Genomic DNA, 22,240 nt, shown 5'->3' with positions numbered 1-22,240 from the left:
TCGATTTGTCCGGTTTCGAAGTCCGAGTACGACGTACGTGTCCATCACAGGAGAATCGCTATATGAGTTCCACCCACGGCAGCGATGCCCTACGCAAATTCCGGTTTGCGGCCGGTGGCGAGGGCAACGCCGAAGAGGGTGGTGCGCGACGTTTCGTCAAGCTTGCGCAGAAGGCCGAGGAACTCGGCTACGACTCGTTCATGATTCCGGACCACCTGGGTAATCAGGTCGGACCGATCGCCGCTCTGGGAGCGCTCGCAGTGGCCACGGACAAGATCCGTCTGGGCACTGCCGTGTTGGCCAACGGCTTCCGTCATCCTGCTGTGCTCGCGAAGGACGCGGCGACTATCGACGTGCTGTCCGGTGGCCGACTCGAACTCGGTATCGGCGCAGGCTGGATGAAGGAAGAGTTCGACAAGGGCGGCATCGCATACGAAAGCCCCGGCGTTCGCATCGAGAAACTCGAGGAGTCTCTGCAGATTCTCGACACACTGCTGCGCGGGCAGGAATGCACTTTCGAAGGCAAGCACTATCAGGTGCGTGGCCTCAAGGGCAGCCCGCGACCGCGGCAGGGCCCGCGGCCGCCGATCATCGTCGGTGGCGGCGGACCGAAGATGCTCGCTCTCGCCGCGAAGTACGCGGACATCATCTCGGTCGCCACACCGACCAACCGTGACGGGCGGCTTCTGCTCTCCGGAATCACGATGGAAAAGACCATCGAACGTGTCGAGCGGATCCGCGAAGCTGCCGGCGAGCGTTTCGATGAGATCGAACTCAACTGGACCATCACCATGATCATGATCACCGACGATCGAGAGCAGGCTGCCGAGATGGCAATCGCCGCTCTGGACCAAGGTTTTCCGCCGAACATCGAAGTGGATCGTAAGCTGAGCGTGGAGGAGTTGCTGAACTCTCCATACCTGGCTGTGGGCACTTTCGAGGAAATCGCAGACCAGATTCGACTGGTCCGCGAGAAGACGTCGATGTCGTACGTCGGGGTCTTCCCGACGCAGATGGAAGCGTTCGCCCCGATCATCCCGTTACTGGCGGGCGAGTAGGCCGGAGAATACGGACGATGCGAATCTGTAACATATCGATGGTTTGGGATCGATGAAGTGATTCAGGTGAGTTGCGCACAAAGTGCGATTCGATTGATCGAAGATGGACCCGAGAGAGCGAAGGAAGTCTGGGGCGCAGGCATGAAAGACAGTGCTTGTGTGATCGCTTCGGAGGAGATGGAATGAACGCGCTGTTCGATGGCTTTCTCGACGAGAAGGGCCAGATCCGCCTGCAACCAGGCTTCACGCTGGTCGACTACGTCGAGCAACACTCGCGTGTCAACGCGGACGAGCTCGCGTATCGGTACATCGATTACTCACGCGAGCGTGACGGTGAAGCCCTGGAGCTGACCTGGGAGCAGTTCGGTGTGCGTCTGCGCGCTGTTGCAGCCCGTTTGCAGCAGGTCACCAAGCGTGGCGACCGTGTCGCGATTCTTGCGCCGCAGGGGCTCGACTACGTCATTTCGTTCTTTGCCGCCATTCAGGCAGGTTCCATCGCGGTGCCGCTCTTCGATCCGGACGAGCCCGGTCACACCGACCGTCTTCACGCTGTTCTCGGTGACTGCAAGCCGACTGCGATTCTGACTGCCGCTTCGTCGGCAGCCGGTGTTCGTCAGTTGTTCCGCTCGCTTCCCGCTGCCGAGCGTCCGCGCATCATCGCCGTCGACGCGATTCCCGACACCGTCGGTGAAACGTGGGTTCGTCCCGACATCGAACTCGACGACATCGCGTACCTGCAGTACACCTCCGGTTCGACCCGAGTTCCCGCCGGCGTGGAGATCACCCACCGCGCTGTCGGAACGAACGCGCTCCAGATGGTCGACTCCATCGAACTCAACGAGGACTCACGCGGCGTCACGTGGCTGCCGCTGTTCCACGACATGGGCCTGCTGACGGTCATCCTGCCTGCTCTGGGCGGCAAGTACATCACCATCATGAGCCCGCGCGCTTTCGTGCAGCGGCCGTACCGGTGGATCAAGGAACTGGCTGCGGTTTCCGACGGCGCAGGCACCTTTGCCGCCGCTCCCAACTTCGCTTTCGAGCACGCTGCCGCGCGCGGCCTGCCGAAGGACGGCGAGACCCTGGACCTGAGCAACGTCATCGGCCTGATCAACGGCAGTGAGCCGGTCACGACGTCGTCGATGCGCAAGTTCAACGACGCTTTTGCTCAGTACGGTCTGCCCAAGACTGCGATCAAGCCGTCGTACGGCATGGCCGAAGCGACGCTCTTCGTCTCCTCGACCAAGCATTCCGACGAGGCCAAGGTCATCTACGTCGACCGCACGGAACTCAACAAGGGCCGCATGGTCATCGTCGACCAGTACTCCGAGAACGCCATCGCACAGGTCTCCTGTGGGTACGTCTCGCGCAGTCAGTGGGCGGCGATCGTCGATCCCGAAACTCTGACCGAGGTCCCCGACAATCACGTCGGCGAGATCTGGTTGCACGGCGAGAACATCGGCATCGGCTACTGGGGTCGCCCCGACGAGACGGCGGAGACCTTCCACAACAAGCTGGACAATCGGTTGAGCGAAGACAGCCACACCGAGGGCACGCCGGCGGATGCCAACTGGATGCGTACCGGCGACTTTGGCGTCTACGTCGACGGCGAGCTGTACATCACCGGCCGCGTCAAGGACCTCGTGATCGTCGACGGTCGCAATCATTACCCGCAGGACCTCGAGGCTTCGGCTCAGGAAGCCAGCCCCGCCCTGCGCCCCGGCTTCATCGCTGCGTTTGCCGTGCCGGCCAACCAGCTGCCTTCTGTCGTGTTCTCCAACACGCACTCGGGTCTGAAGTTCGACGACGACGATTCCTCGGAGCAGTTGGTCATCGTGGCCGAGCGTGCTCCCGGCGCAGGCAAGGCCGATCCGCAGCCGATCGCGGACACTGTGCGTGCGGCGATTTCTTCCCGTCACGGTGTTACGGCCCGAGACATCCTGCTCGTCCCCGCGGGTTCGATTCCGCGTACGTCAAGCGGCAAGATCGCTCGCCGCGCGTGTAAGGCGAGTTATATCGAGGGAACGTTGCGAGGCGGCTATCAGCAGACCGCATTCCCCGATAGCGTTTGAGGAGCAGTCCCTTCATGATCGGTGGCTTGGTGAGTTGATGGTTGAACAAGATGGTGTGCAGAGCAAAGACGTTGTGAGCGAGATGAGTGTCGCGCAGTTGCGTGAGTGGCTTCGCAACTGGATCGCCGACGCGACCGGTCAGCCGGTGTCGACGATTGTGGACGACCGGCCGCTGGACGAGTTCGGACTCGCCTCGCGGGACGCAGTTGCTCTGAGCGGAGACATCGAGGATCTGCTCGGTGTCACGCTGACCGCCACGATCGTCTACCAACACCCCACCATCGCCTCGCTGGCTACTCGGATCATCGAAGGTGAGCCCGAGGCGCCGGAGGAGACCGTCGACGCGTCGTACTACGTCTCAGGCGCCACGACGGACGCCCACGACATCGCCATCGTCGGACTGTCCACACGATTCCCCGGTGCCGGGCACACGCCTTCGGACATGTGGGAAATGCTGGCGGCCGGACGCGACGGCATCAGCGACCTCCCCGAGGACCGCTGGGCCGAGTTCATGTCGGATCCCGCCATCAAGGCCGCGGTCGAGAACGCCAACACCAAGGGCGGGTACCTCGACGACGTCAAGGGCTTCGACGCCGAGTTCTTCGCGATGTCTCCGCTCGAGGTCGTCAACGTCGATCCGCAGCAGCGCCTCGCCCTGGAACTCGCGTGGGAAGCGCTCGAGCACGCGCGCATTCCGGCCAGCGGGCTCAAGGGCAAGCAGGTCGGTGTTTTCATCGGCAGTTCCGCCAACGATTACCAGTTGCTCGCGGTCAGTGATCCGACGACGGCGCACCCGTACGCACTGACCGGAACGTCGACGGCCATCGTCGCGAACCGGGTTTCGTACTTCTTCGACTTCCGTGGACCGTCCATCGCTCTGGACACCGCGTGCTCGTCTTCGCTGGTTGCCGTTCACGAGGCTGTGCGTTCGCTGCGCAGTGGTGATTCCAACATCGCGCTGGCCGGTGGCGTCAACATGCTGCTGGCCCCTCCCGGAACCCTCGGTTTCGATCAGACCGGGATGCTCGCTCCCGACGGAAAACTGCGTGCATTTTCCGCACACGCTCAGGGCATCGTTCGCAGTGAGGGTGGCGGACTCGTCGTGCTCAAGCGTCTCGAAGACGCCGAGCGTGACGGCGATTCCATCCTCGCGGTGATCGCCGGATCCGCGGTCAACCAGGACGGCCGTTCCAACGGTCTGCTCGCGCCCAACCCTGACGCCCAGGCCGACGTGTTGCGTTTCGCGTACCGCGACGCCGGAATCTTGCCGACCACAGTCGACTACATCGAGGCGCACGGAACGGGTACCGATCTCGGTGATCCCATCGAGGCCGACGCGCTCAGCCGTGTCGTCGGTCGTGGCCGTGACGACGACAAGCCGGCTCTGCTCGGTAGTGCGAAGACCAACTTCGGGCACCTGGAAGCAGCTGCGGGCGCCGCCGGCCTGATCAAGGTCGTTCTGGCGATGCAGGAAAACAAGATTCCCGCGACGATCAACTACCTGGGCCCGAACCCGCACATCGACTTCGAGAAGTCGCACCTGCAGGTGACGCCCGAGGCCACCGACTGGCCGCGTTACACCGGCAAGGCCGTCGCCGGTGTTTCCGGTTTCGGTTTCGGCGGAACCAACGCGCACGTCGTGGTCAAGGAATACGTGCCCGCCGACGCGGCAGTCGATGAACCAGTCGTGGATGCCCCGGTAGTTGACGAACCGGCAGCAGAGGACGAGAGCACCGTTGTGCTGGCTGTGTCCGGTGCGCTGCCTTCGCGTCGTCGCCGCGCAGCTGCAGATCTGGCCGACTGGCTCGAAACCGAAGAGGGAAGCAAGACGCCCCTCGCCGACGTTGCCCGCACACTCGCGCGTCGCAACCACGGACGCTCGCGCGCCGCTGTTCTGGCGAAGACGCGGTCCGAGGCCATCAGCTCGCTGCGCGCCGTCGCCGCAGGCAAGCCGGCTCAAGGAGTCTTCTCGGCCGACTCGCCGTCGCCCAAGGGCGCGGTGTGGGTGTTCTCGGGCTTCGGCTCGCAGCACCGCAAGATGGCCAAGCAGCTCTACACGGAGAACTCGGCCTTCAAGGCAGCCGTCGACGAAGTCGATGCGCTGATCCAGGACGAGGCCGGCTACTCGATGGTCGAGATGTTCCTCGACGATGCGATCGAGTACAACGTCGAGACCGCACAGGTGGGAATCTTCACCATCCAGGTCGGTCTGGCTGCGTTGTTGCGTCACCACGGCGCTGAAGCCGAAGCCGTGGTTCCGCACTCGATGGGTGAGGCCGCTGCCGCATACGTGTCCGGTGGTCTGAACCTGGAAGACGCTGTGCGCGTGATCTGTTCACGTTCACGGCTGATGGGTGAGGCCGAGGGCGCACTCGTCGGTGACGACATCCGTCTGATGGCACTGCTCGAGTACAGCGCATCCGAGATCGAGGCGCTGCTGCCCACGTATCCCAAGCTCGAGGTCTGCGTTTACGCAGCTCCGACGCACACGGTGATCGGTGGACCGCAGCCGGACATCGAGGCGATCGTCGCGGCCGCCGAGGCCGACGGCAAGATGGCGCGTGTCCTGCAGACCAAGGGTGCCAGCCATACTTCACAGGTGGATCCGCTGCTCGGCGAGCTTGCCGCGGAGTTGGCCGGTATCGAGCCGACCACGTTGAAGCTCGGCGTCTACTCGTCCGTCGACAAGGACACCTTCTACCGTCCCGGTCACGAGCCGATCCATCAAGAGGCGTACTGGGTCAAGGGCCTTCGCCACAGCGTGTACTTCACCAATGCGGTACGCGGTGCAGTTGCCCACGGCCACACCACTTTTGTCGAGCTTGCACCCAACCCGGTGACGCTGATGTCGGTGGCGGCTACCGCGTTCGATTCGGGCCTGCACGACATGGAACTCATCCAGACGCTCAAGCGTAAGGAAGACGAGTCCGCGGGTGTGCTTGCCGCTCTCGCACAGCTGTACGTGCACGGCCATGCCGTGAACCTCGAGTCCTTGCTTCCTGCAGGCGATTTCGCCTCGGTTCCGCGTACTGCATTCCTGCGTAAGCCGTACTGGCTCGACATTCGCGTCAGTGCCGGCGGTTCGGCTCGCGTACCCGGTTCGCACGTCGCTCTGCCCGACGGCCGCCACGTGTGGGAGGTCGACGCATCCGCCGTCACCGATCTGGCTGTGCTCGTGAGCGCTGCTGCCGGACAGGTGCTCTCGGATGTCGCTCTCACCGCTGCCGTTCCGCACGGTGAACTGGCCGGCGCTGCGACCCTGACGACAACCCTCAACCCGCATCCGGGTGGAGCGTCGGTGCAGGTGCACGCACGCGAGGGCGCTACGTTCCGTTTGCTGTTCGATGCCGTCGTCACGTCCGGTGAGCCGCTGCCCGAGCTGGTCATTAGCGCGCCGGTCAAGACCAGTGCGCCGATGGAAACCCTGGCCGAGGTCGTCGAAGACGCCGGAGACAAGTGGGATCCGAACGGTTCGCAGAGCCTCGACGACCGCCTCAAGATCGTTGTGGCCGAGTCGATGGGGTACTCGCCGGAAGATCTTCCGGCCGAGGTTCCGCTCATCGAACTGGGTCTCGATTCGCTCATGGCGATGCGTATCAAGAACCGCGTCGAGTACGAGTTCGACATTCCGCAGCTCCAGCTCCAGGCAGTCAAGGACGCGAGCCTCAACGAGGTCAATAAGTACCTGCGCTACGCGATCGACAATCGCGAAGAGGTTCAGGCGATGGCCGACAAGCAGGCTGCCGAGAAGTTGGCAGCCGATGCGGCTGACGAGGACGCTGCTCCCGCTGAGGAGTCGGTGGAACTGCCGGCGACTGCTCCGGTTGCTGCTGCGCCTTCCGATCCTTCTCGAGCCGGAACTGCCGACGATGCCGGCTCCGATGTTCCGCCGCGAGATGCGGCCGAGCGCTTGACGTTTGCGACGTGGGCCGTCGTCACCGGGAAGTCCGCCAAGGGTATTTTCAACGATCTGCCGATCGTCGGTGACGAGGTCGCCGAGAAGCTTGCTGCTCGGCTTTCCGAGCGTGCGGGCGGCGAGATCACTCTCGACGACGTTCTCGATTCCACCACCATCGAAGAGCTCGCGGACGTCGTGCGCCAGTACCTCGAGGACGACGGCAAGATCGACGGACTCGTACGCACTCTGCGTGCCCGTCCCGAAGGCTCCACTGCCGTACCGGTATTCGTCTTCCATGCTGCCGGTGGTTCGACGGTGACGTACGAGCCTTTGCTCAAGCGCCTGCCCGCCGGCACGCCGATGTACGGGTTCGAGCGGGTCGAGGGCTCGATCGAAACCCGTGCTGCTGCTTACGTTCCGCTGCTGCGTGAGATCCAGGGCGACGGACCGTACGTACTGTGTGGCTGGTCGTTCGGCGGCGTGATGTCGTATGCGGTCGCGAAGTTGCTGCGTGAGCAGGGCGCTGACGTGCGTGTGGTCGGACTGCTCGACACCGTCATGGCCGGCGAGGTAGTGCCGGACACCGAGGCGGAACGACGCAAGCGTTGGGAGCGCTACGGCAAGTTCGCCAAGCGCACCTACAACCTGGATGTTCCGCTGCCGCTTGACGTTCTGGCCTCCACCGAAGCGGACGAGGATCAGATCCAGATCTTGATGGACATGATCAAGATGAGCGGCGCCAAGATTCCCGGCGGCATCATCGAGCATCAGCGGACGTCGTGGTTGGACAACCGCGCCATCCAGACGGCCGAGTTCAGCAGCTACGACGGCGACGTCGTGCTCTACATGGCCGACAAGTACCACGACGAGTTGATGACGCTCGAGCCTGCATTCAAGACCCGCAAGGCAGATGGTGGTTGGGGTGACTACGTGAAGAACCTCGAGGTCGTCTACATCGGCGGGGACCACCTGCAGATCGTCGACGAGCCGTACATCGCGAAGGTTGCGGCAGACCTCACCACCAAGCTGGCCCAGATCGAGACAGCTCAGACCAAAGCAGCGGAAACCGGAGTTCAGAAGTGACGACAACCACCGCGGAGAAGCTCGCTGAACTCCGCGAAAAGTTGGAGAAGGCAAAGGAACCCGGCTCGGCTCGGGCCATTGCGAAGCGCGATGCAGCAGGGCACAGTACGCCGCGCCAGCGCATCGACATGTTGCTCGATCCCGGTAGCTTCGTCGAGGTCGGCGCCCTGGTGAAGATGGCGGGCGAGGACAACCCGTACAGCGACGGCGTCATGACCGGTCACGGAACTGTCGACGGGCGTCCGGTTGCGGTGTTCGCGCACGATCAGACTGTGTTCGGCGGTGCCGCCGGAGAGATGTTCGGCCGTAAGGTCGCCGCCGTCAACGATTTTGCACTGAAGGTGGGCTGCCCGGTCGTCGGTATCAACGATTCCGGTGGAGCTCGAATCCAGGATGCCGTTTCCTCATTGGCCTGGTACGCCAACATGGGTTCACGTCAGGAGCCCTTGTCCGGCGTCTGCCCACAGATCTCGGTCATCCTCGGTAAGTGCGCCGGCGGTGCCGTGTACGCACCGATCAACACCGACGTCGTGGTCGCGACCGAAGAGTCGTACATGTTCGTCACCGGACCCGACGTCATCAAGTCGGTCACCGGCGAAGAGGTCAGCCTCGAGGATCTGGGCGGAGCGCGCAAGCAGGCGGAGTACGGAAACATCCATCACGTCGCTCCCGACGAGAAGGCTGCATTCGACTGGGTGCGTGAGTACCTGAGCTTCATGCCGTCCTCGTGCACGGAGAAGGCGCCGTTGATCAACCCGGGTCTCGAACCCGAGATCACCGAGTCGGATCTCGAACTCAACGCCTTCATGCCGGACGCCGACAATGCCGGCTACGACATGCACGACATCATTCTGCGGATCTTCGACGACGGAACCTTCCATGAAATCGGAGCCCAGGTCGCGCACAACGTGATCACCGGGTTCTCCCGCGTCGACGGCCTGCCCGTCGGCGTCGTGGCCAACCAGCCCACGTACCTCAGTGGCGCCCTCGATGCAGACAGCTCCGACAAGGCTGCCCATTTTGTGCGCCTGTGCGACGCTTTCAGCATCCCGCTCGTTTTTGTCGTCGACACACCAGGCTTTCTTCCCGGCGTCGATCAGGAAAAGGTCGGTGTCATCAAGCGTGGCGGGCGTTTCCTGTTCGCGTACATCGAAGCCACTGTCCCGAAGGTGACTGTGGTGGTTCGTAAGGCGTACGGCGGCGGTTATGCCGTCATGGGTTGCAAGCAGCTCGGTGCCGACATCAACCTCGCGTGGCCGACCGCTCGTATCGCCGTGATGGGTGCCGAGGGTGCCGTCAACATCATGGGACGTCGTCAGCTCGCCGAGGCGGGAGAGAACGCACCCGCGGTGCGTGCTCAGTTGATCAACTTCTACAACGAGTTCGTCGCGACGCCGTACATCGCGGCCGAGCGCGGATACATCGACGCGGTGATCGAGCCTTCGCAGACGCGTCTCGAAATCCGCAAGGCTCTGAAGTTGCTCAAGGACAAGACGATCTTCAAGAACCCGCGCAAGCACAACTTGATGCCGCTCTAATTCTTCTTGTCACCGAGGGCGTCGAACTGGCGGCGTAGCGCTTCTATCGCCGCCAGGACGGCAGGTCTTTCGCTGTCGGTCCGCCAGGCGAGGTAGATGTCTCGGCCGAGCGGCGGAATCGTGTCGAGCATTCGAACACCTTCCGGTGGTACAACTCTCGCCAGGCGCGGGATCAAAGCGACGGCGAGGCCCTGAGCTACGAATTCGACCTGGGTGGGAAACTCGGCGACTTCGTACTCGATTCGTGGGTCGAACCCCTGCGCGCGCAGGGTCCTGACGGTGAAGGTGTGAAAGTCCGTTCCCCGGGTCCACGTAGCCCAGGCATGCTCGGACAGCTCGCTGAGCGCGACGACCTTGTTCTCCGCCAGCGGATGTGACGCGGGGAGAGCGAGCAGCGCCACGTCGTCGTACACGGGCGTGAAGGAGACTCCGTCGGGAAGTTCGACGGGCAGAGTGCTCCAACTGTCGACCACCACGACGTCGAGGTCGCGGCGAATCAGTGCGGGGAGCAGTTCTTCGGATTCGCCTTCGTTGAAGGTGATTTCGAGCTGGGGGTGCGCGTGCCTGATCTCGGCGATGGCTCGCGGCAGCACTGTCCTGCTGGGGGAGACCAGGGCCCCGATGCGTACGCGGCCCGTCACCTCGCTCTGCAGCGACGCGATTTCCGCCTCGGCCTGGGCGAGCGTCGAGAGAACCTCTGCGGTTCGGCGCGCGAGGATCCGGCCCGCTTCTGTGAGTCGCACACCGCGGCCCTGCGGTTCGAGGAGCGGAACACCGACCTCTCGCTCGAGCTTGTTCAACTGCTGCGAAATTCCGGAGGGTGTGACATGCAAGGTGCGGGCGGCAGCCGCTACTGATCCGTTCTCGGCGACAGCGTGCAGGGCGCGGAGTCTTTCGAGATTCAACACAGTAGTAATGCTACCGAATATACGGTCTGAACATTTGCTTGTGCTGAATAGTTAGCGGCAGGAACATTGTCGGGTGACCACTCTGACCTCCGTGACTGCGCAGACACCGACATCCACCAGAACTCCTCGGGGGCGTATCGACCCTCGATTGCTGGTCGTCGGAGGCGCAGCCGCGATCTCGATCAGTTCGCTCCTCATCAAGCTGGCCGATGTCGGGCCCTCGACGGCCGTCTTCTTCCGTTGCTTCCTGGCCTTGCCGCCGCTGTTGTGGTTGGCGTGGCGAGAGTTCCGCCGGGTGGGCAAGCCGAGCCGGCGGGCAGTCGTTCTGCAGGTGCTCGGCGGTCTGTTGCTCGGACTGGATTTCGCGTTGTGGTCGCAGTCGATTCTGATGATCGGCGCGGGTATGGCGAGCGTCGTCGTGAACGTGCAGGTGATCGTGGTGCCCGCACTGTCCTGGTTGGTGTTCGGCAATCGGGTGCCGATGCGCTTCGTCTTCGCCCTACCGTTCATGTTCACGGGAATCGCCTTGGCGGGCGGCGTGTTCGGGGGCGGGGGAACCGGCGACGAACTGCTGTGGGGAACGGCGCTCTCGCTCGTCTCCGGAATCGCTTACGGCGGTTACATCTTCGTGGTCGGCCGTACGGGCGAGGCGGATCGGGCCGCGAGCCAGGTGTTGATCTCGACGACGTCCGCGGGCATCGCCGGCTCCGTCATCGGATCACTGTGGGGCCGGATCGATTTCGTCCCGGGTTGGGAAGCGTTCGGCTGGCTCGCGGCACTGGCGCTGGTCGGCCAGGTGTTCGGCTGGATGCTGATGGGGCACTCGCTCCCTCGGCTGCCCGCCGAGGTGGGCGCGACGCTCCTGCTCATGCAACCGGTCCTCGCCGTACTGCTGGCGGTTGTGCTGCTCGGCGAACGGCCAGGCGTTGGGCAACTACTCGGGTGCGTCGTCGTTGTCGGAGCGGTCTCGGCCGTCTCCGTACGTCGCACCCGAGCAGTCACCCGAGTAGGTAGCGCAGGCTAGTGCACTCGCATCTCGCCGGGCATCCACATGCCCGAGCGGGTTGCGGTGCCCGTCTCCACCTCTGCCGGAACAGCATTCGGGAAGTACCGGTCGTAGCGCTCGAGTGATCCCCAGTCTCGTGCCCAGTCGTCCTTCAGGTACGTCGGAACCGTCGTAGCACCGGCGAGGACCTCGGTGAATCCGAGCGGTCCACCGTTGTCTGCGGACTGCCAGGTATCGGTGGAGCTGACGGCCAGGGGACGGTCCGGGAGGATGCGGAAGTTCGGCATCTCGGCCACACCGTTCTGATGTGTGAACGGACGTTGGCACGGGAACTGAAGGCCGACAGCCCAGTCCAGGAGGACCGGCTGCTCGCTGCCGATGTACGAGTCCAGGGACTCGAGCTTGGGCACGCGCGGCGGCGTGAACGCCATCCACTGATCGCCCGTGAGGTTGGGATCGAACGCGACCACCCGAACGGCATCGGCATCTGGCGCGAGTTCGTCGATCGGGATACGGACGTTGCGCCACGACGGCGCCGGGCCGATGTCTCGCGGCATGTACGAACCCTGAACCTGCACGGTTCCGTCGGGCTGAGTCTTGCCGTACTCGACCAGAAGCGACTGGCCGTACGTGATCGCACCGGTGTTGTCGACGGACCACACGCGGCCCGCTACGGACATGACCACCAGCGGTGATTCTTCACTGCGAGTGGGCAATCCGTACCAACTCGAGATGAGGGAAGCAGGTTCCTGCACGCCGGGCTGGTAGCTGCCCATGACCGGTGTCTTCGACGGATCGAGGCCGAAGGGGAGCTTGGCCGTGCTGCCGTTGACGCCGAGGTTACCGGTGCCGCCGCTGGTTCCGGCGCCGGAACCGGTGGCGAAGGTGGGGCCGACACTCTGGCTGTCGGTATTGCCCATGCCCTGCTTGACTTCGATGTAATCGGCGGTCAGATCGCTGGGAACCCCATTGGGGGAGAAGCCCTTCGAATCGACTCCGGACAACGGATCCTCGGCGTTGAATCCGGGAGCGGGCAGAGGCCGCAGATTCCCGGAATTGACGTCGGTCTCGACCAGAACGTCCTCGGCCATGCCGCAGGTCTTGCCCGCGAGTGCCTCGATATTGCTTCGGCCCAGCGAGTACGCCGGGTACTGCGACACTGCGCCCTTGAGTAGCGAGAGCACCTCGAACAGGACCATCAGACCGGCAATCACGGTGAGCGGAGCGGCCGCGAACTTGCGAATTCGTCTGCCCTTGGCCGTGTTCGGTTTCTCGGGCGGGGCAGCAAATCCCTCACGCAGGTACTGCCAGGCGGCAAAGGCCAAGGCGAGAGCAAAGAGCGCGAGGAACAGTGTGTTGGATTCACGGCCGTCGTAGGAGATGGTCTTGTCGAACCACGGCACGCCGTAACTCGAGACGTACCAGTAGCCGTTGATGCCGGCGAACGTCAACGCGAGCATCAGGAGCAGTCCGGCCACGAACACCGATCGGTTACGACGCGAGCGCAGGGCAGACGCGGACACAGCCACGGCGGTCAGCGCGGCGAGAGAACCGGCGATGCCCGCGTACGCACCGAAGTGGTGAGTCCACTTGGTGGGGTTGAACATCATCAGGAACATCGTGCCGAAGACGACGCCGACCAGGCGCCACGACGGACCGGTTGCCGCGCCGGGGACGCGGCCGCGCCGCAACAACACGAAGAGCGTCGTGAAGAGGCACAGGATCATCGTCAAGAACGCGAAGCGTCGGGCAACCGAGCCGTCGACCGTCTGGACGAAGAGGTAGTAGTAGCGCAGGAAGTCCTGGTACCACTCGAGATTTGGCCCGATGATCGTTCGGACGCGCGTGGCTTCCATGACGCCGGCAAAGGTCTGGTCGGCGAAGATCACCACCAGCACGATGGTTCCGGCAGCGGCGATCGGAGCGAGAAGCGGCAGTGTGCCGACCAGTCGGTGACGCTTGACGACGATGCGCACCAACGGGCGCACACCGGCGAGAAGGGCTGCGATACACATCAATCCGGTGGGTGCGGCGGCAAGAGTGAAGGCGCCGATCAAGATTGCCGTGGCCGCGGGCAGCAGACGTCCGGTGGCGATGGCGCGCTCGATGGAGCACCAGGTGAGCAGTGCGCCGAGAGCCACGATGGGCTCGGGGCGAAGACCGTTGTTGTACGCCAGCCAGAAGGACAGGAATACCAGACCGCCGGTCCAGAGGGCGACGTTGCTCCGGCGAACCGCCCGGCCGAGACGCGGGACGACCTCGCGGCTGATCACCATCCAGCAGAGGATTCCGGCGAGCAGAGCGGGCAGACGCATGAACGGGCTCGCCGTCGAGATCTTCGCCATCACGGCCAGGACTTCGTAGTACCAGCCGAACGGGGCCTCGGGAACGCCGAACCAACGGAAGTAGTTGGCCATGTATCCCGCGTCCGGCGAGACTCGGGCCATGGTCAGGAGATAACCGTCGTCGGCGGTGTTCGCGCCGATGAAGTGCCAGACGACCAGCGTGCCGACCACAACTCCGTCGATACCGGAGAACTTCCACCATCGTTCGGGCAGGAAGCGTCGGTGCTTGCGGCCGTCGGTGCCGTCGAGGCGAGCCAGGGCGACCAGCGCGACGATGGTCGAGAGCACTGCCACGATCATCGCGACCAGCTTCAGGACGCTGGGGCTCGACGAGAAACGTGAGTCGATCGTCATCGAGAAGCCGAGGCCCTCGGGGGCAGCGCCGTCGGGCAGGTCGCTGAAGACGCCGACCACCTGCGGGCGGAAGTCGCCGTCGAGCTGGCCCCGAATCGGGTTGCCGTCGGGATAGGTCAGGCCGACGAACTCTGCCGAGGTCCGGTTGACGTCAGAGCTGAACGCGATGGCGCCGCAGCGACTCGACTCGACGTCCTCACGCGCTGCCGAAGCGACGACGACGTTGCGATCGAGCACGTCGACGCTGGTAGCGGACACGCGGACGAACATCGACGAGAGCGCCGCGCCGTCGCCCTGAGCAGGTGCCGTCGACAGCAAGATGCCGCCGCCCTCGGGCAGCGAGCTGACCGCGGTACAGGGGATCGACGCGTTGATGTCGATGGGAACCTGCGCCATCAGCGGTGCCTCGACGTCGCCGATCACGCCGTTCTGCGGCCAGTTGACCGAAGCCGTCGTCTGCACGACAGGAAGCAGCGGAGTTGCCAGTGCGAGTACGAAGCCGAGCAAGCCGGCGATGATCGCAACCCATCGAGTGCGATGGAAACGCTCGCGGGCATCCTGACCAGCAGGAGGCGGCGAACTCGAAGTCTGGGGTGAAGCTGTCACGGCGTCGGGCACGGCTACCGATGGTATGTCAGGGCTGAGCGTGGACCTACCGTGCCTGGGTGGTTGGTAGGTCCACGCGTAACAGTTACGACTGGTAACGAATCGGGCCCGGTGTCCAGGTGCCCGACCGGGTCTCGGTGGTGACGTTCATTTGCGCGGGAATCGCGTCCGGATCGAGCGGTGTGTACTGCTCGAGCGAACCCCAGTCCCGGTCCCAGTCGTTGTCCAGGTAGGTGGGCAATGCCCTGGCCGAGAGCAGTTCGCTGGTCCAACCGAGCGGTCCGCCGCCGTAGTGGTCCTGCCAGGCGTTGGTGGACTCCGCGCCGATGCGGTCGGGCAGAATGCGCCACTCGGGGATCTCGGCGACGCCGTACAGATGATCGACCGGACGTTGGCACGGGAAGGCCAGACCGACGGCCCAGTCCATCAGCACCGGATCGGTGGATCCGACGACGTCCTGCAGCGTGCGCATGGTCGGCACTCGCGGCGGTGTCACTGCCAGCCACTGGTCGGCACTGATGTCGGTGTCACTGGCCACCAGACGCACGGTGTCGGCGTCTGCGGGCAGTTGATCCATCGGAACGCGCAGGTTGCGCCACGACGGCGACGGGCCGATGTCGATCGGATCGACTCGTCCCAGCGCGTCGACGCTTCCGTCGGCCTGCTTCTTGCCGTACTCGACCTGCAAGACCGCGCCGGGGGTGACGATGCCGTCGGAGTTGACGTAGCGGATTCGTCCGGCCGCGGCGACCGTGAGGAGCGGTGCGGCGTCGTTGCGCTCGGGCAGTGAGTACCAACCGGTGGTCAGCGACGCGTTCTGGGGCGCTCCGTAACTACCGAGCACCGGCGTTTTTGCGGGGTCGAGCCCGAACGGGAGCGCGACGTTGCTGCCGTTGACGCCCGAGGTCGACTGCGAGCCGCCAGCGGTTCCGGATCCGGTTCCGGGCGTGCTGGTGGTGCCGGACTGAGAGGTCGTGGTGTCGAGGCTGTTTGCACTGCCCGCCGTCGAGTCCTCGGCGTCTGCGGTGAGGTCGCCGGCGACTCCGTCCGGCGAGAATCCGGTCGATTCGCTTGCACCGAAAGCTCCGGCGCCGGCGAGGTCGGTGGGCCTGTCCACCAATTGCAGGACGCCCGTGTTGGGATCGGACTCCACGAGTACCTCGCCCGCGAGACCGCAGCTTCCGCCGAAGACGGATTCGATGTTGGACTTGCCGATCGAGTACGCGGGGTACTGAGCGACCGCTCCCTTGAGTAGGGACAGCACCTCGAAGAGCACGACGGCTCCGGCCGCGATGGTCAACGGTGACGGGGCGAGAAGGCGAAGTCGCCTTGTCTTCTTGACGCTGTCTTCTGTGCCGTTTCGCTCGCGCGGCTCCATGACGTGGTACCAGGCTGCCAGCAGCAGGGCGAGGATCGTGAGGCCGAGGAAACCCGTCGAGAATCCCTTGCCGGCGATTGACGGCGGCTTGTCCCACCACGGCACGCCGTAACTCGAGACATACCACCAGCCGTTGGAGCTGGTGAACGCCACAGCGAGGATGAACAGGATGCCCGCGGCGAACAGCGCGCGGTTTCGTTTGGAACGCATGCTCGACGCACTCACGCCGACAGCGGCGAGCACGGCAACCGTAGCGGCCAGACCGGCGTACACACCGAAGTGGTGGGTCCACTTGGTGGGGGTGAACTGCATCAGGAGCAGCGACGCGAACACGATGCCGAGGATTCGGCGCGAGGGCCCGATCGCGGTGCCGGGGATCCGGCCCTTGCGCAGGATCATCATGACGCAGAAGACGAGTCCGACGATCATGACGAACATGCCGAAGCGGCGTGCGAGTGAGCCGTCGGGGGAGATGGTCATCAGTGCGTCCCACCGCAACCGCTCCTCGAACCACGGAACGTTCGGCCCGACGGCGGTTCGCACCCTGGTGGATTCGAGAACCGTTGCGAGGGTTTGATCTGCGAAGACTGCGACAAGAACCACGGTTCCGGCTGCGAGGATCGGCATGACCTGGGACAGGAAGCCGACGCGTTTGCCGCGGGCGATCAGGATCTGCAGGATCGGCCGGGCTCCGGCGATCAGCGCGCCGATGGCGATCAGCCCGGAAGGCCCGGCGGCCAGCGAGAATGCGGCGATCAGCACGGCCATCGCGGCGGGCAACAGACGTCCGGTGGCGATGGCGCGCTCGATGGAGCACCACGTGAGCAGGGCGCCGAGGGCAATGATGGGTTCGGGACGCAGGCCGTTGTTGTACGGCAACCAGAAGGCAAGGAACACGAGCCCTCCCGTCCAGATGGCAACCTTGTTGCGGCGCACCGCAACACCGAGTCGCGGTATCACCTCGCGGCTGATGACCATCCAGCACAGAATGCCGGCGATCAACGCGGGCAGGCGCATCCACATGCTCGCGGTGCTGACCTTCGCGAACAGCGCCAGCACGTCGTAGTACCAACCGAACGGCGCTTCGGGGACGCCGAACCAACGGAAGTAGTTCGCCATGTACCCGGAGTGCTCCGAGACTCTGGCCATGCCGAGCAGATAACCGTCGTCGGAAGTGTTGGCGCCGAACACATGCCAGAGCGCCAGCGTGCCGATCACCAGGGCGTCGATGCCGGTGAACTTCCACCACCGTGCCGGAAGGAATCGCCGGGCACGACGGCCGTCGACGCCGTCGATCCGGTGCAGTGCGTACAGCGAGACGACGGTCGAGAGTGCGGCGACGATCATCGCGAACAGTTTGAGAAGTGTGGGGCTGGACGAGAACCGCGAGTCGACGTCCATGTGGGCAGACAATCCGGCGGGCGCTGCGCCCTGCAGGTCGGTGAAGATGCCGACAACCTGTGGGCGGTAGTCACCGGTCAGGGTGGTGCCGACGCCGTCGATTCCGGTGACCGCCGCGACGGTCTGCTCGGAGTTGGTCGTGATGGTGATCGCCGTGCACCCGCTCAGTTGATCGAGCGGAGCCGAGATCAACACCGAATCGCGAGTGAGTGCTTCGAGGCGGTCGGCAGTGGTGCGGACGGTGAGGCCGCGAGCGTTTCGGTCCGGCGCACCGTTCGGCATGGTCGAGAGCAGTGTGCCGCCGCTGCCGCCCAACTGGCCGAGGGTGGAACAGGGAATGCTGATGTCGAGCGATGTGGGCGAGTAGGAGATCAGCGGCGACGAGACGCTGTTGACGGTCCCACCCTGCGGCCAGTCGATGCTCGCGGCTTCCTGCTTGACGGGCAGGAACGGCGTCGCGAGTGCAAGAAGCAGGCCAAGAAGGCCGGTGACTATCGCGATGAGTCGTGCCGTCCGGACTCTCTGGGAATCCGATTCTCGGGGAGCTTCGGGGCCAGTGGGCACGGGTTTCGGGGGCACTACTACTTCAGACGGCACAAGGAACGATGTTAGGCGAGTGCGGGCCCACACATCCTGAGAGAACTACTCAGGATGCAACTTCCTGTTCGGATTGTGGTGTTTCAAGTGTTCGGGCGATGGTGTCGAGTGAAATACCCAACACTTCCGCGACCGCGCTGATGGTGAAGAAGGCGGGTGTCGCGATGCGTCCGGTTTCGATCTTGCGCAGCGTTTCGACGGAGATACCGGCGTCGAGCGCTACCTGAACCATGCTTCGGTCCCCCCGCGCCGATCGCAGGAGTTCACCCAGTCGTAGTCCTCGTTCGAGTTCTTCCGCCGTCAGCGGCACGCGCACCATGTGCTTATAGTAATACCGGTATAGTTATTCGACAAGGAAGGTGTTCGAGATGGTCGAAATCAAGACCGCAGGGGAAATCGACGCGATGGCGGCGGCGGGGAGAATCACCGCGCAGGCGCTGGCTGCGGCGCGTGAGGCGGCGAGCGTCGGAGTGACGTTGCTCGAATTGGACGCCGTTGCCGCGGAGGTCATTTCGGCTGCCGGCGCCTCGGCGCTGTTCTTGAATTACCGGCCGGCGACGGCGCCGATACCCTTTCCCGGCGTCGCCTGCATCAGTGTGAACGATGCTGTGGTGCACGGTATCCCGAATGGGTACCGACTCCGTGACGGTGACCTGGTCAGTATCGACTGCGGTGCGAGACTCGACGGCTGGTGCGGCGATTCTGCCATCAGCTTCACCGTCGGACAGGGAAGTAGTGAGGATCAGGCACTGATCGACGCGACCGATGAGGCACTTGCCCGTGGCATTGCCGCCGCCCAGCCCGGAAACCGATTGGGCGACATCGGTGCCGCGATCGGACAGTACGCGCGTGGCCTCGGATACGGCATGCTCGCCGATCACGGTGGGCACGGCATCGGCCGCGAGATGCACGAAGGCCCGGACGTGCCCAACGAAGGTCGAGCAGGCAAAGGCTTCCGGTTACGGCCCGGCCTGGTCATCGCCATCGAACCGATGCTCATCGCCGACGGAACCGACGACTACCGGCACGACGCCGACGGGTGGACCCTTCGCACCGTTTCGGGCGCCAGGGCTGCGCACAGTGAGCACACTGTCGCGATCACCGAAGACGGTCCGGTGATCATGACCCGCTGATCAACCCGCTCAGCTCTGGTTGGAGGTCTTGCCGCTCACGAGGTCTCGTACGTCCCACACCCACACGTCGTCGACGCGCTTGGCGTCGAAGCCGACCAGCTCGTCGACCGTGTGGCGCAGGGCGTCGTCGCCGGAGAATCGGGGAAGCACCAGTACGTCGGCGTGCCAGTACCGCAGGTCGGTCAGGGCGTTCGCTCTGGTGCCCACATCGATCAACGGGACCTTGCCGGTTTGTTTGGCATTGACCAGCAGGGTCGAGGTGGGCCGTGACTCGGCGCCGTAGATTCCGGCGCGGGTCTTCGAATCCGGGCCCACGAAGTACCCGCCGGCGATGGGGAAGCCGAAGTCGGCGTCGACCTGCCAGCTCAGTGCGCGGGCGTCTTCGGCGCTCGCGACGGGGACCGTCACCAGGGTGCCGTCGCTGACGTAGTTCTCCCACGAGCCGCTGGTGATGAATTCGGGCGTCGCAGATCGCTGATCGGCGTCGATGGGGGTCGGGATCAGGGGAATCATCGCGACGGCGAGTGCCACCAGCCAGACACCGGCTGCCGTGCGGCGCGGTCCACGAAGTTCGACAAAAGCGCGGTAGGTGCCGAGGGTGAGCAACAGTCCGATCGCCGGAATCGCGCCCATGGCGAATCGGGATTCGAGCACCGATTCGAACAACGGCAAGTCGGCGAGGAGTTTCCACGGCAGGGTGATGCCGGTCTTGTCACCGTCGATGGTCAGTTCCGAACCGAGCGAGAGCACACCCATCACCACGATCACGGCGGCGGCAGCGCGGGTCAGGCGGATGCGCCACAGCCACACCGTTGCACCGAGAAGCAGGAGCACCAACGGCCATCCGAAGTACGCATTCTCCTCGGTCGGGTTCATTCGGAACTCCGCGCCCTCGGGATCACCCGCAACCGATTCGGTCGGGAACGTGGTGAGTGCAGCGGTGTCGTTGCCTGCCTGACCGTGTGAGACGCCGTCGTAGCTCGCAGGGCCGAAGAACTGCGACCACAGCGGCACCGCGGTGATCAGGAGTGTGACCGCGCCGCCGATCACGAGACCGGGCATCGCGCGCTTGATCGCCTGGCGCGACTTGGCCAGGTCAGGCAGTGCATAGGCGGCGCCGAACACCATGGCTGACATCGTGAAGATGAGGAGCGGCTCTTCGCCGAGGAAGATCTGCCACGCGACGAGTAGGCCGAGAACGATTCCGTCGCGAACCAAACGGCTGCCGTTCGAGATGCGTACTACCTGCAAGAAGATGAAGGGGAGTACGAAGAAAGCGACGAAGTTCGGATGACCGTTGGCGTGCGAGATCATGGCGGGCGCGAATCCGCAGAACCCCGCTCCGACGGCGGCGGCGATCTTGGAGCGGACGGAGACACCGGTCAGTACGTGCCGCGAGAATGCCCAGTACCAAGCTATGGCGGTGCCGCCGAGTCCGGCGGTCAGCCCGATCGCATACGTGGCCGTCGGTCCGAAAATCAGCGTGATCGGGGCCAGCGGGATGCTGATGCCGAACATCGCGGTGTTGGCCATCAGGTTCACGCCGAGCGGGTAATTCTGCAGGTCACTGAACAGCGGGCTGCGGAACTGGGCGAGCGCGTGGGCGGTGTCGGCGAAGAACCATTCCCACATGGCCTGGTCGCGGCCCGCGTTGAACAGATAGCCGGACTGCAGATCGCTCCACAGGTTCGACATCACGTAGATCGCCGCAACGGTGAACGTCGCCATGATCGCGAGGTCGACAAGACGCCCGCGCTGGACGACCGAGCGCCGCACTGCTGAACGGACTCGCCCTGGACGTGCTTCTTCGAGCAGTTGGACGTCGGGCAAGGTCTCGGTCATGCAGTCGGTGCCTTTCGGTTCTGGCGCCCATCCCTGAAGTGGCAGTTCTCAGAAGTTCGGGGTGGCCTATTTAGGTCTCGATTCGATAACTTCCTCTGTCAGAGTAACGAACAAAACGGTTCGCGTCCGCGAGCGGGCGCAGTCGACGGGACAAACCGGGCCACCCGACTTGTCCGGAAAGTAATGTTTTCGTGCATCGTTTGACGGGTTCGTGACCGGGGTATCGCAACAAGGATCTTGCTCGCGTTTGTTCAGGCAGCCCCGACGAATCCCATCCTCGACGAAGAGTTGGAACCTACGTCCGGGGCCTATACCGGATGGGATGGTGCTTGTGCATGTCGAAGACAGCAGTTCGCAGTAGCGCAGTGGGAGCAGTGGCCTTACTGGCCGTTGTCCTGGGGGGTGGGACGGCGTCGGCAGGCGTCGACAACACCAGTTCGATCACCGACGTCAAAGGAAATCGGATAGAGGTCTATCAGGCTGATACCGCTATCCACGTCTTTCCGCCTCTCGACAGCTCACCGCTGAGTGTCGAGTTCTTCCACGACGGGGTTGCCGGCGTGAAGATCGACGGGCCGGACGCAGCAAGTTTCACCGGCACGAAGCTGACGATCGGTTATCAAATCGGCTACCCGATCGCGTTGACCGGCGCGACGGTTGTTCTCAATAGCCCCGGTCTCGACTGGGCTGTCGAGAGTGGAACCAACCTCGGTATCGGTCTGGTTCCGGACTTCGAACTGGGCCTGGACATTTCGAACGGGTTCGCCATCGGCGGCGACATCATTCCTTCACAGGAACTGGACGTCGATCTGGCGCCGGGCGGTATCACCGACGTCGCGCTACTCGAAGACCAGGAATTCGACGGACCTGAAGCAGCCGTCCGGCTCTCCGGAGTTCACGGATACGTACAGGGAGCAATCGGGCCGGTAACCATCAGGCCCTACGCGAAGGCTGTCACGTCGAATGGCGATACCGTCGTCACTTACGGTGTGCCGCAACGGTTGTAGTGCAGTACCGGCGC

General features: G+C 64.1%; 12 protein-coding genes. 7 read left to right on the top strand and 5 right to left on the bottom strand.

Annotated elements, in window-relative coordinates; translation table 11 throughout:
- Nucleotides 1–62: 62 nt before the first annotated feature.
- The 4 genes from ACKAMS_RS07195 to ACKAMS_RS07180 all read left to right on the top strand — a co-directional run bounded on the left by ACKAMS_RS07195 (nt 63) and on the right by ACKAMS_RS07180 (nt 9,649).
- Nucleotides 63–1,058, top strand: a complete 996-nt coding sequence (locus tag ACKAMS_RS07195) for an LLM class F420-dependent oxidoreductase (RefSeq protein WP_019746410.1) — start codon at nt 63–65, stop codon at nt 1,056–1,058.
- Nucleotides 1,059–1,240: 182 nt separating this feature from the next.
- The gene (fadD32, locus tag ACKAMS_RS07190) at nt 1,241–3,130 is read left to right on the top strand and encodes a long-chain-fatty-acid--AMP ligase FadD32 (protein WP_003943899.1); all 1,890 of its coding nucleotides are present in this window, start codon (nt 1,241–1,243) and stop codon (nt 3,128–3,130) included.
- 37 nt (nt 3,131–3,167) lie between these two features.
- Complete coding sequence (pks13, locus tag ACKAMS_RS07185) at nt 3,168–8,111, top strand: polyketide synthase Pks13 (RefSeq protein ID WP_084324967.1); 4,944 nt, start codon at nt 3,168–3,170, stop codon at nt 8,109–8,111.
- Complete coding sequence (locus ACKAMS_RS07180) at nt 8,108–9,649, top strand: acyl-CoA carboxylase subunit beta (RefSeq protein ID WP_019746413.1); 1,542 nt, start codon at nt 8,108–8,110, stop codon at nt 9,647–9,649. Before pks13 ends, ACKAMS_RS07180 begins: the two co-directional genes overlap by 4 nt.
- Here ACKAMS_RS07180 and ACKAMS_RS07175 read toward each other — a convergent pair.
- Complete coding sequence (locus ACKAMS_RS07175; RefSeq protein WP_408988809.1) at nt 9,646–10,557, bottom strand: LysR family transcriptional regulator; 912 nt, start codon at nt 10,555–10,557, stop codon at nt 9,646–9,648. The genes ACKAMS_RS07180 and ACKAMS_RS07175 overlap by 4 nt on opposite strands.
- 73 nt (nt 10,558–10,630) lie before the next feature.
- Between ACKAMS_RS07175 and ACKAMS_RS07170 the strand changes: the two genes are divergently transcribed.
- Complete coding sequence (locus ACKAMS_RS07170; RefSeq protein ID WP_408988808.1) at nt 10,631–11,581, top strand: DMT family transporter; 951 nt, start codon at nt 10,631–10,633, stop codon at nt 11,579–11,581.
- Here ACKAMS_RS07170 and ACKAMS_RS07165 read toward each other — a convergent pair.
- The 3 genes from ACKAMS_RS07165 to ACKAMS_RS07155 form a co-directional block, all read right to left on the bottom strand.
- The gene (locus ACKAMS_RS07165) at nt 11,578–14,880 is read right to left on the bottom strand and encodes an arabinosyltransferase domain-containing protein (protein WP_408988807.1); all 3,303 of its coding nucleotides are present in this window, start codon (nt 14,878–14,880) and stop codon (nt 11,578–11,580) included. The two genes, ACKAMS_RS07170 and ACKAMS_RS07165, sit on opposite strands and share 4 nt — an antisense overlap.
- Before the next feature lie 73 nt (nt 14,881–14,953).
- Nucleotides 14,954–18,211 (bottom strand): arabinosyltransferase domain-containing protein, encoded by a 3,258-nt coding sequence (locus tag ACKAMS_RS07160; RefSeq protein WP_408988858.1) that lies wholly within the window; start codon nt 18,209–18,211, stop codon nt 14,954–14,956.
- A gap of 82 nt (nt 18,212–18,293) precedes the next feature.
- The gene (locus ACKAMS_RS07155; protein WP_003943854.1) at nt 18,294–18,563 is read right to left on the bottom strand and encodes a helix-turn-helix domain-containing protein; all 270 of its coding nucleotides are present in this window, start codon (nt 18,561–18,563) and stop codon (nt 18,294–18,296) included.
- Nucleotides 18,564–18,612: 49 nt separating this feature from the next.
- Between ACKAMS_RS07155 and map the strand changes: the two genes are divergently transcribed.
- On the top strand, nt 18,613–19,377 hold the full coding sequence (map, locus tag ACKAMS_RS07150) for a type I methionyl aminopeptidase (RefSeq protein WP_020905776.1): 765 nt from the start codon (nt 18,613–18,615) through the stop codon (nt 19,375–19,377).
- A gap of 9 nt (nt 19,378–19,386) precedes the next feature.
- On the opposite strand, the gene ACKAMS_RS07145 is transcribed toward map, so the two are convergent.
- Nucleotides 19,387–21,219 (bottom strand): glycosyl transferase, encoded by a 1,833-nt coding sequence (locus tag ACKAMS_RS07145; RefSeq protein WP_408988806.1) that lies wholly within the window; start codon nt 21,217–21,219, stop codon nt 19,387–19,389.
- 335 nt (nt 21,220–21,554) lie between these two features.
- On the opposite strand from ACKAMS_RS07145, the gene ACKAMS_RS07140 reads away from it, so the two are divergent.
- Entirely contained in the window at nt 21,555–22,226 is a 672-nt protein-coding gene (locus ACKAMS_RS07140; RefSeq protein WP_020968119.1) for an MspA family porin, read from the top strand.
- Nucleotides 22,227–22,240: the final 14 nt, after the last annotated feature.

The sequence above is a fragment of the Rhodococcus sp. 5A-K4 genome, assembly GCF_046097995.1.
Lineage (GTDB): Bacteria > Actinomycetota > Actinomycetes > Mycobacteriales > Mycobacteriaceae > Rhodococcus_F > Rhodococcus_F erythropolis.
The sequence above is the reverse complement of the archived record's forward strand: the minus strand, read 5'-3'. Positions and strand labels throughout refer to the sequence as shown.

Coding starts and splice junctions, on each gene's coding strand:
- ACKAMS_RS07195 (WP_019746410.1), top strand. CDS start 63: ATGAGTTCCACCCACGGCAGCGATGCCCTACGCAAATTCCGGTTTGCG.
- fadD32 (WP_003943899.1), top strand. CDS start 1,241: ATGAACGCGCTGTTCGATGGCTTTCTCGACGAGAAGGGCCAGATCCGC.
- pks13 (WP_084324967.1), top strand. CDS start 3,168: ATGGTTGAACAAGATGGTGTGCAGAGCAAAGACGTTGTGAGCGAGATG.
- ACKAMS_RS07155 (WP_003943854.1), bottom strand. CDS start 18,563: ATGGTGCGCGTGCCGCTGACGGCGGAAGAACTCGAACGAGGACTACGA.
- map (WP_020905776.1), top strand. CDS start 18,613: ATGGTCGAAATCAAGACCGCAGGGGAAATCGACGCGATGGCGGCGGCG.
- ACKAMS_RS07145 (WP_408988806.1), bottom strand. CDS start 21,219: ATGACCGAGACCTTGCCCGACGTCCAACTGCTCGAAGAAGCACGTCCA.
- ACKAMS_RS07140 (WP_020968119.1), top strand. CDS start 21,555: ATGTCGAAGACAGCAGTTCGCAGTAGCGCAGTGGGAGCAGTGGCCTTA.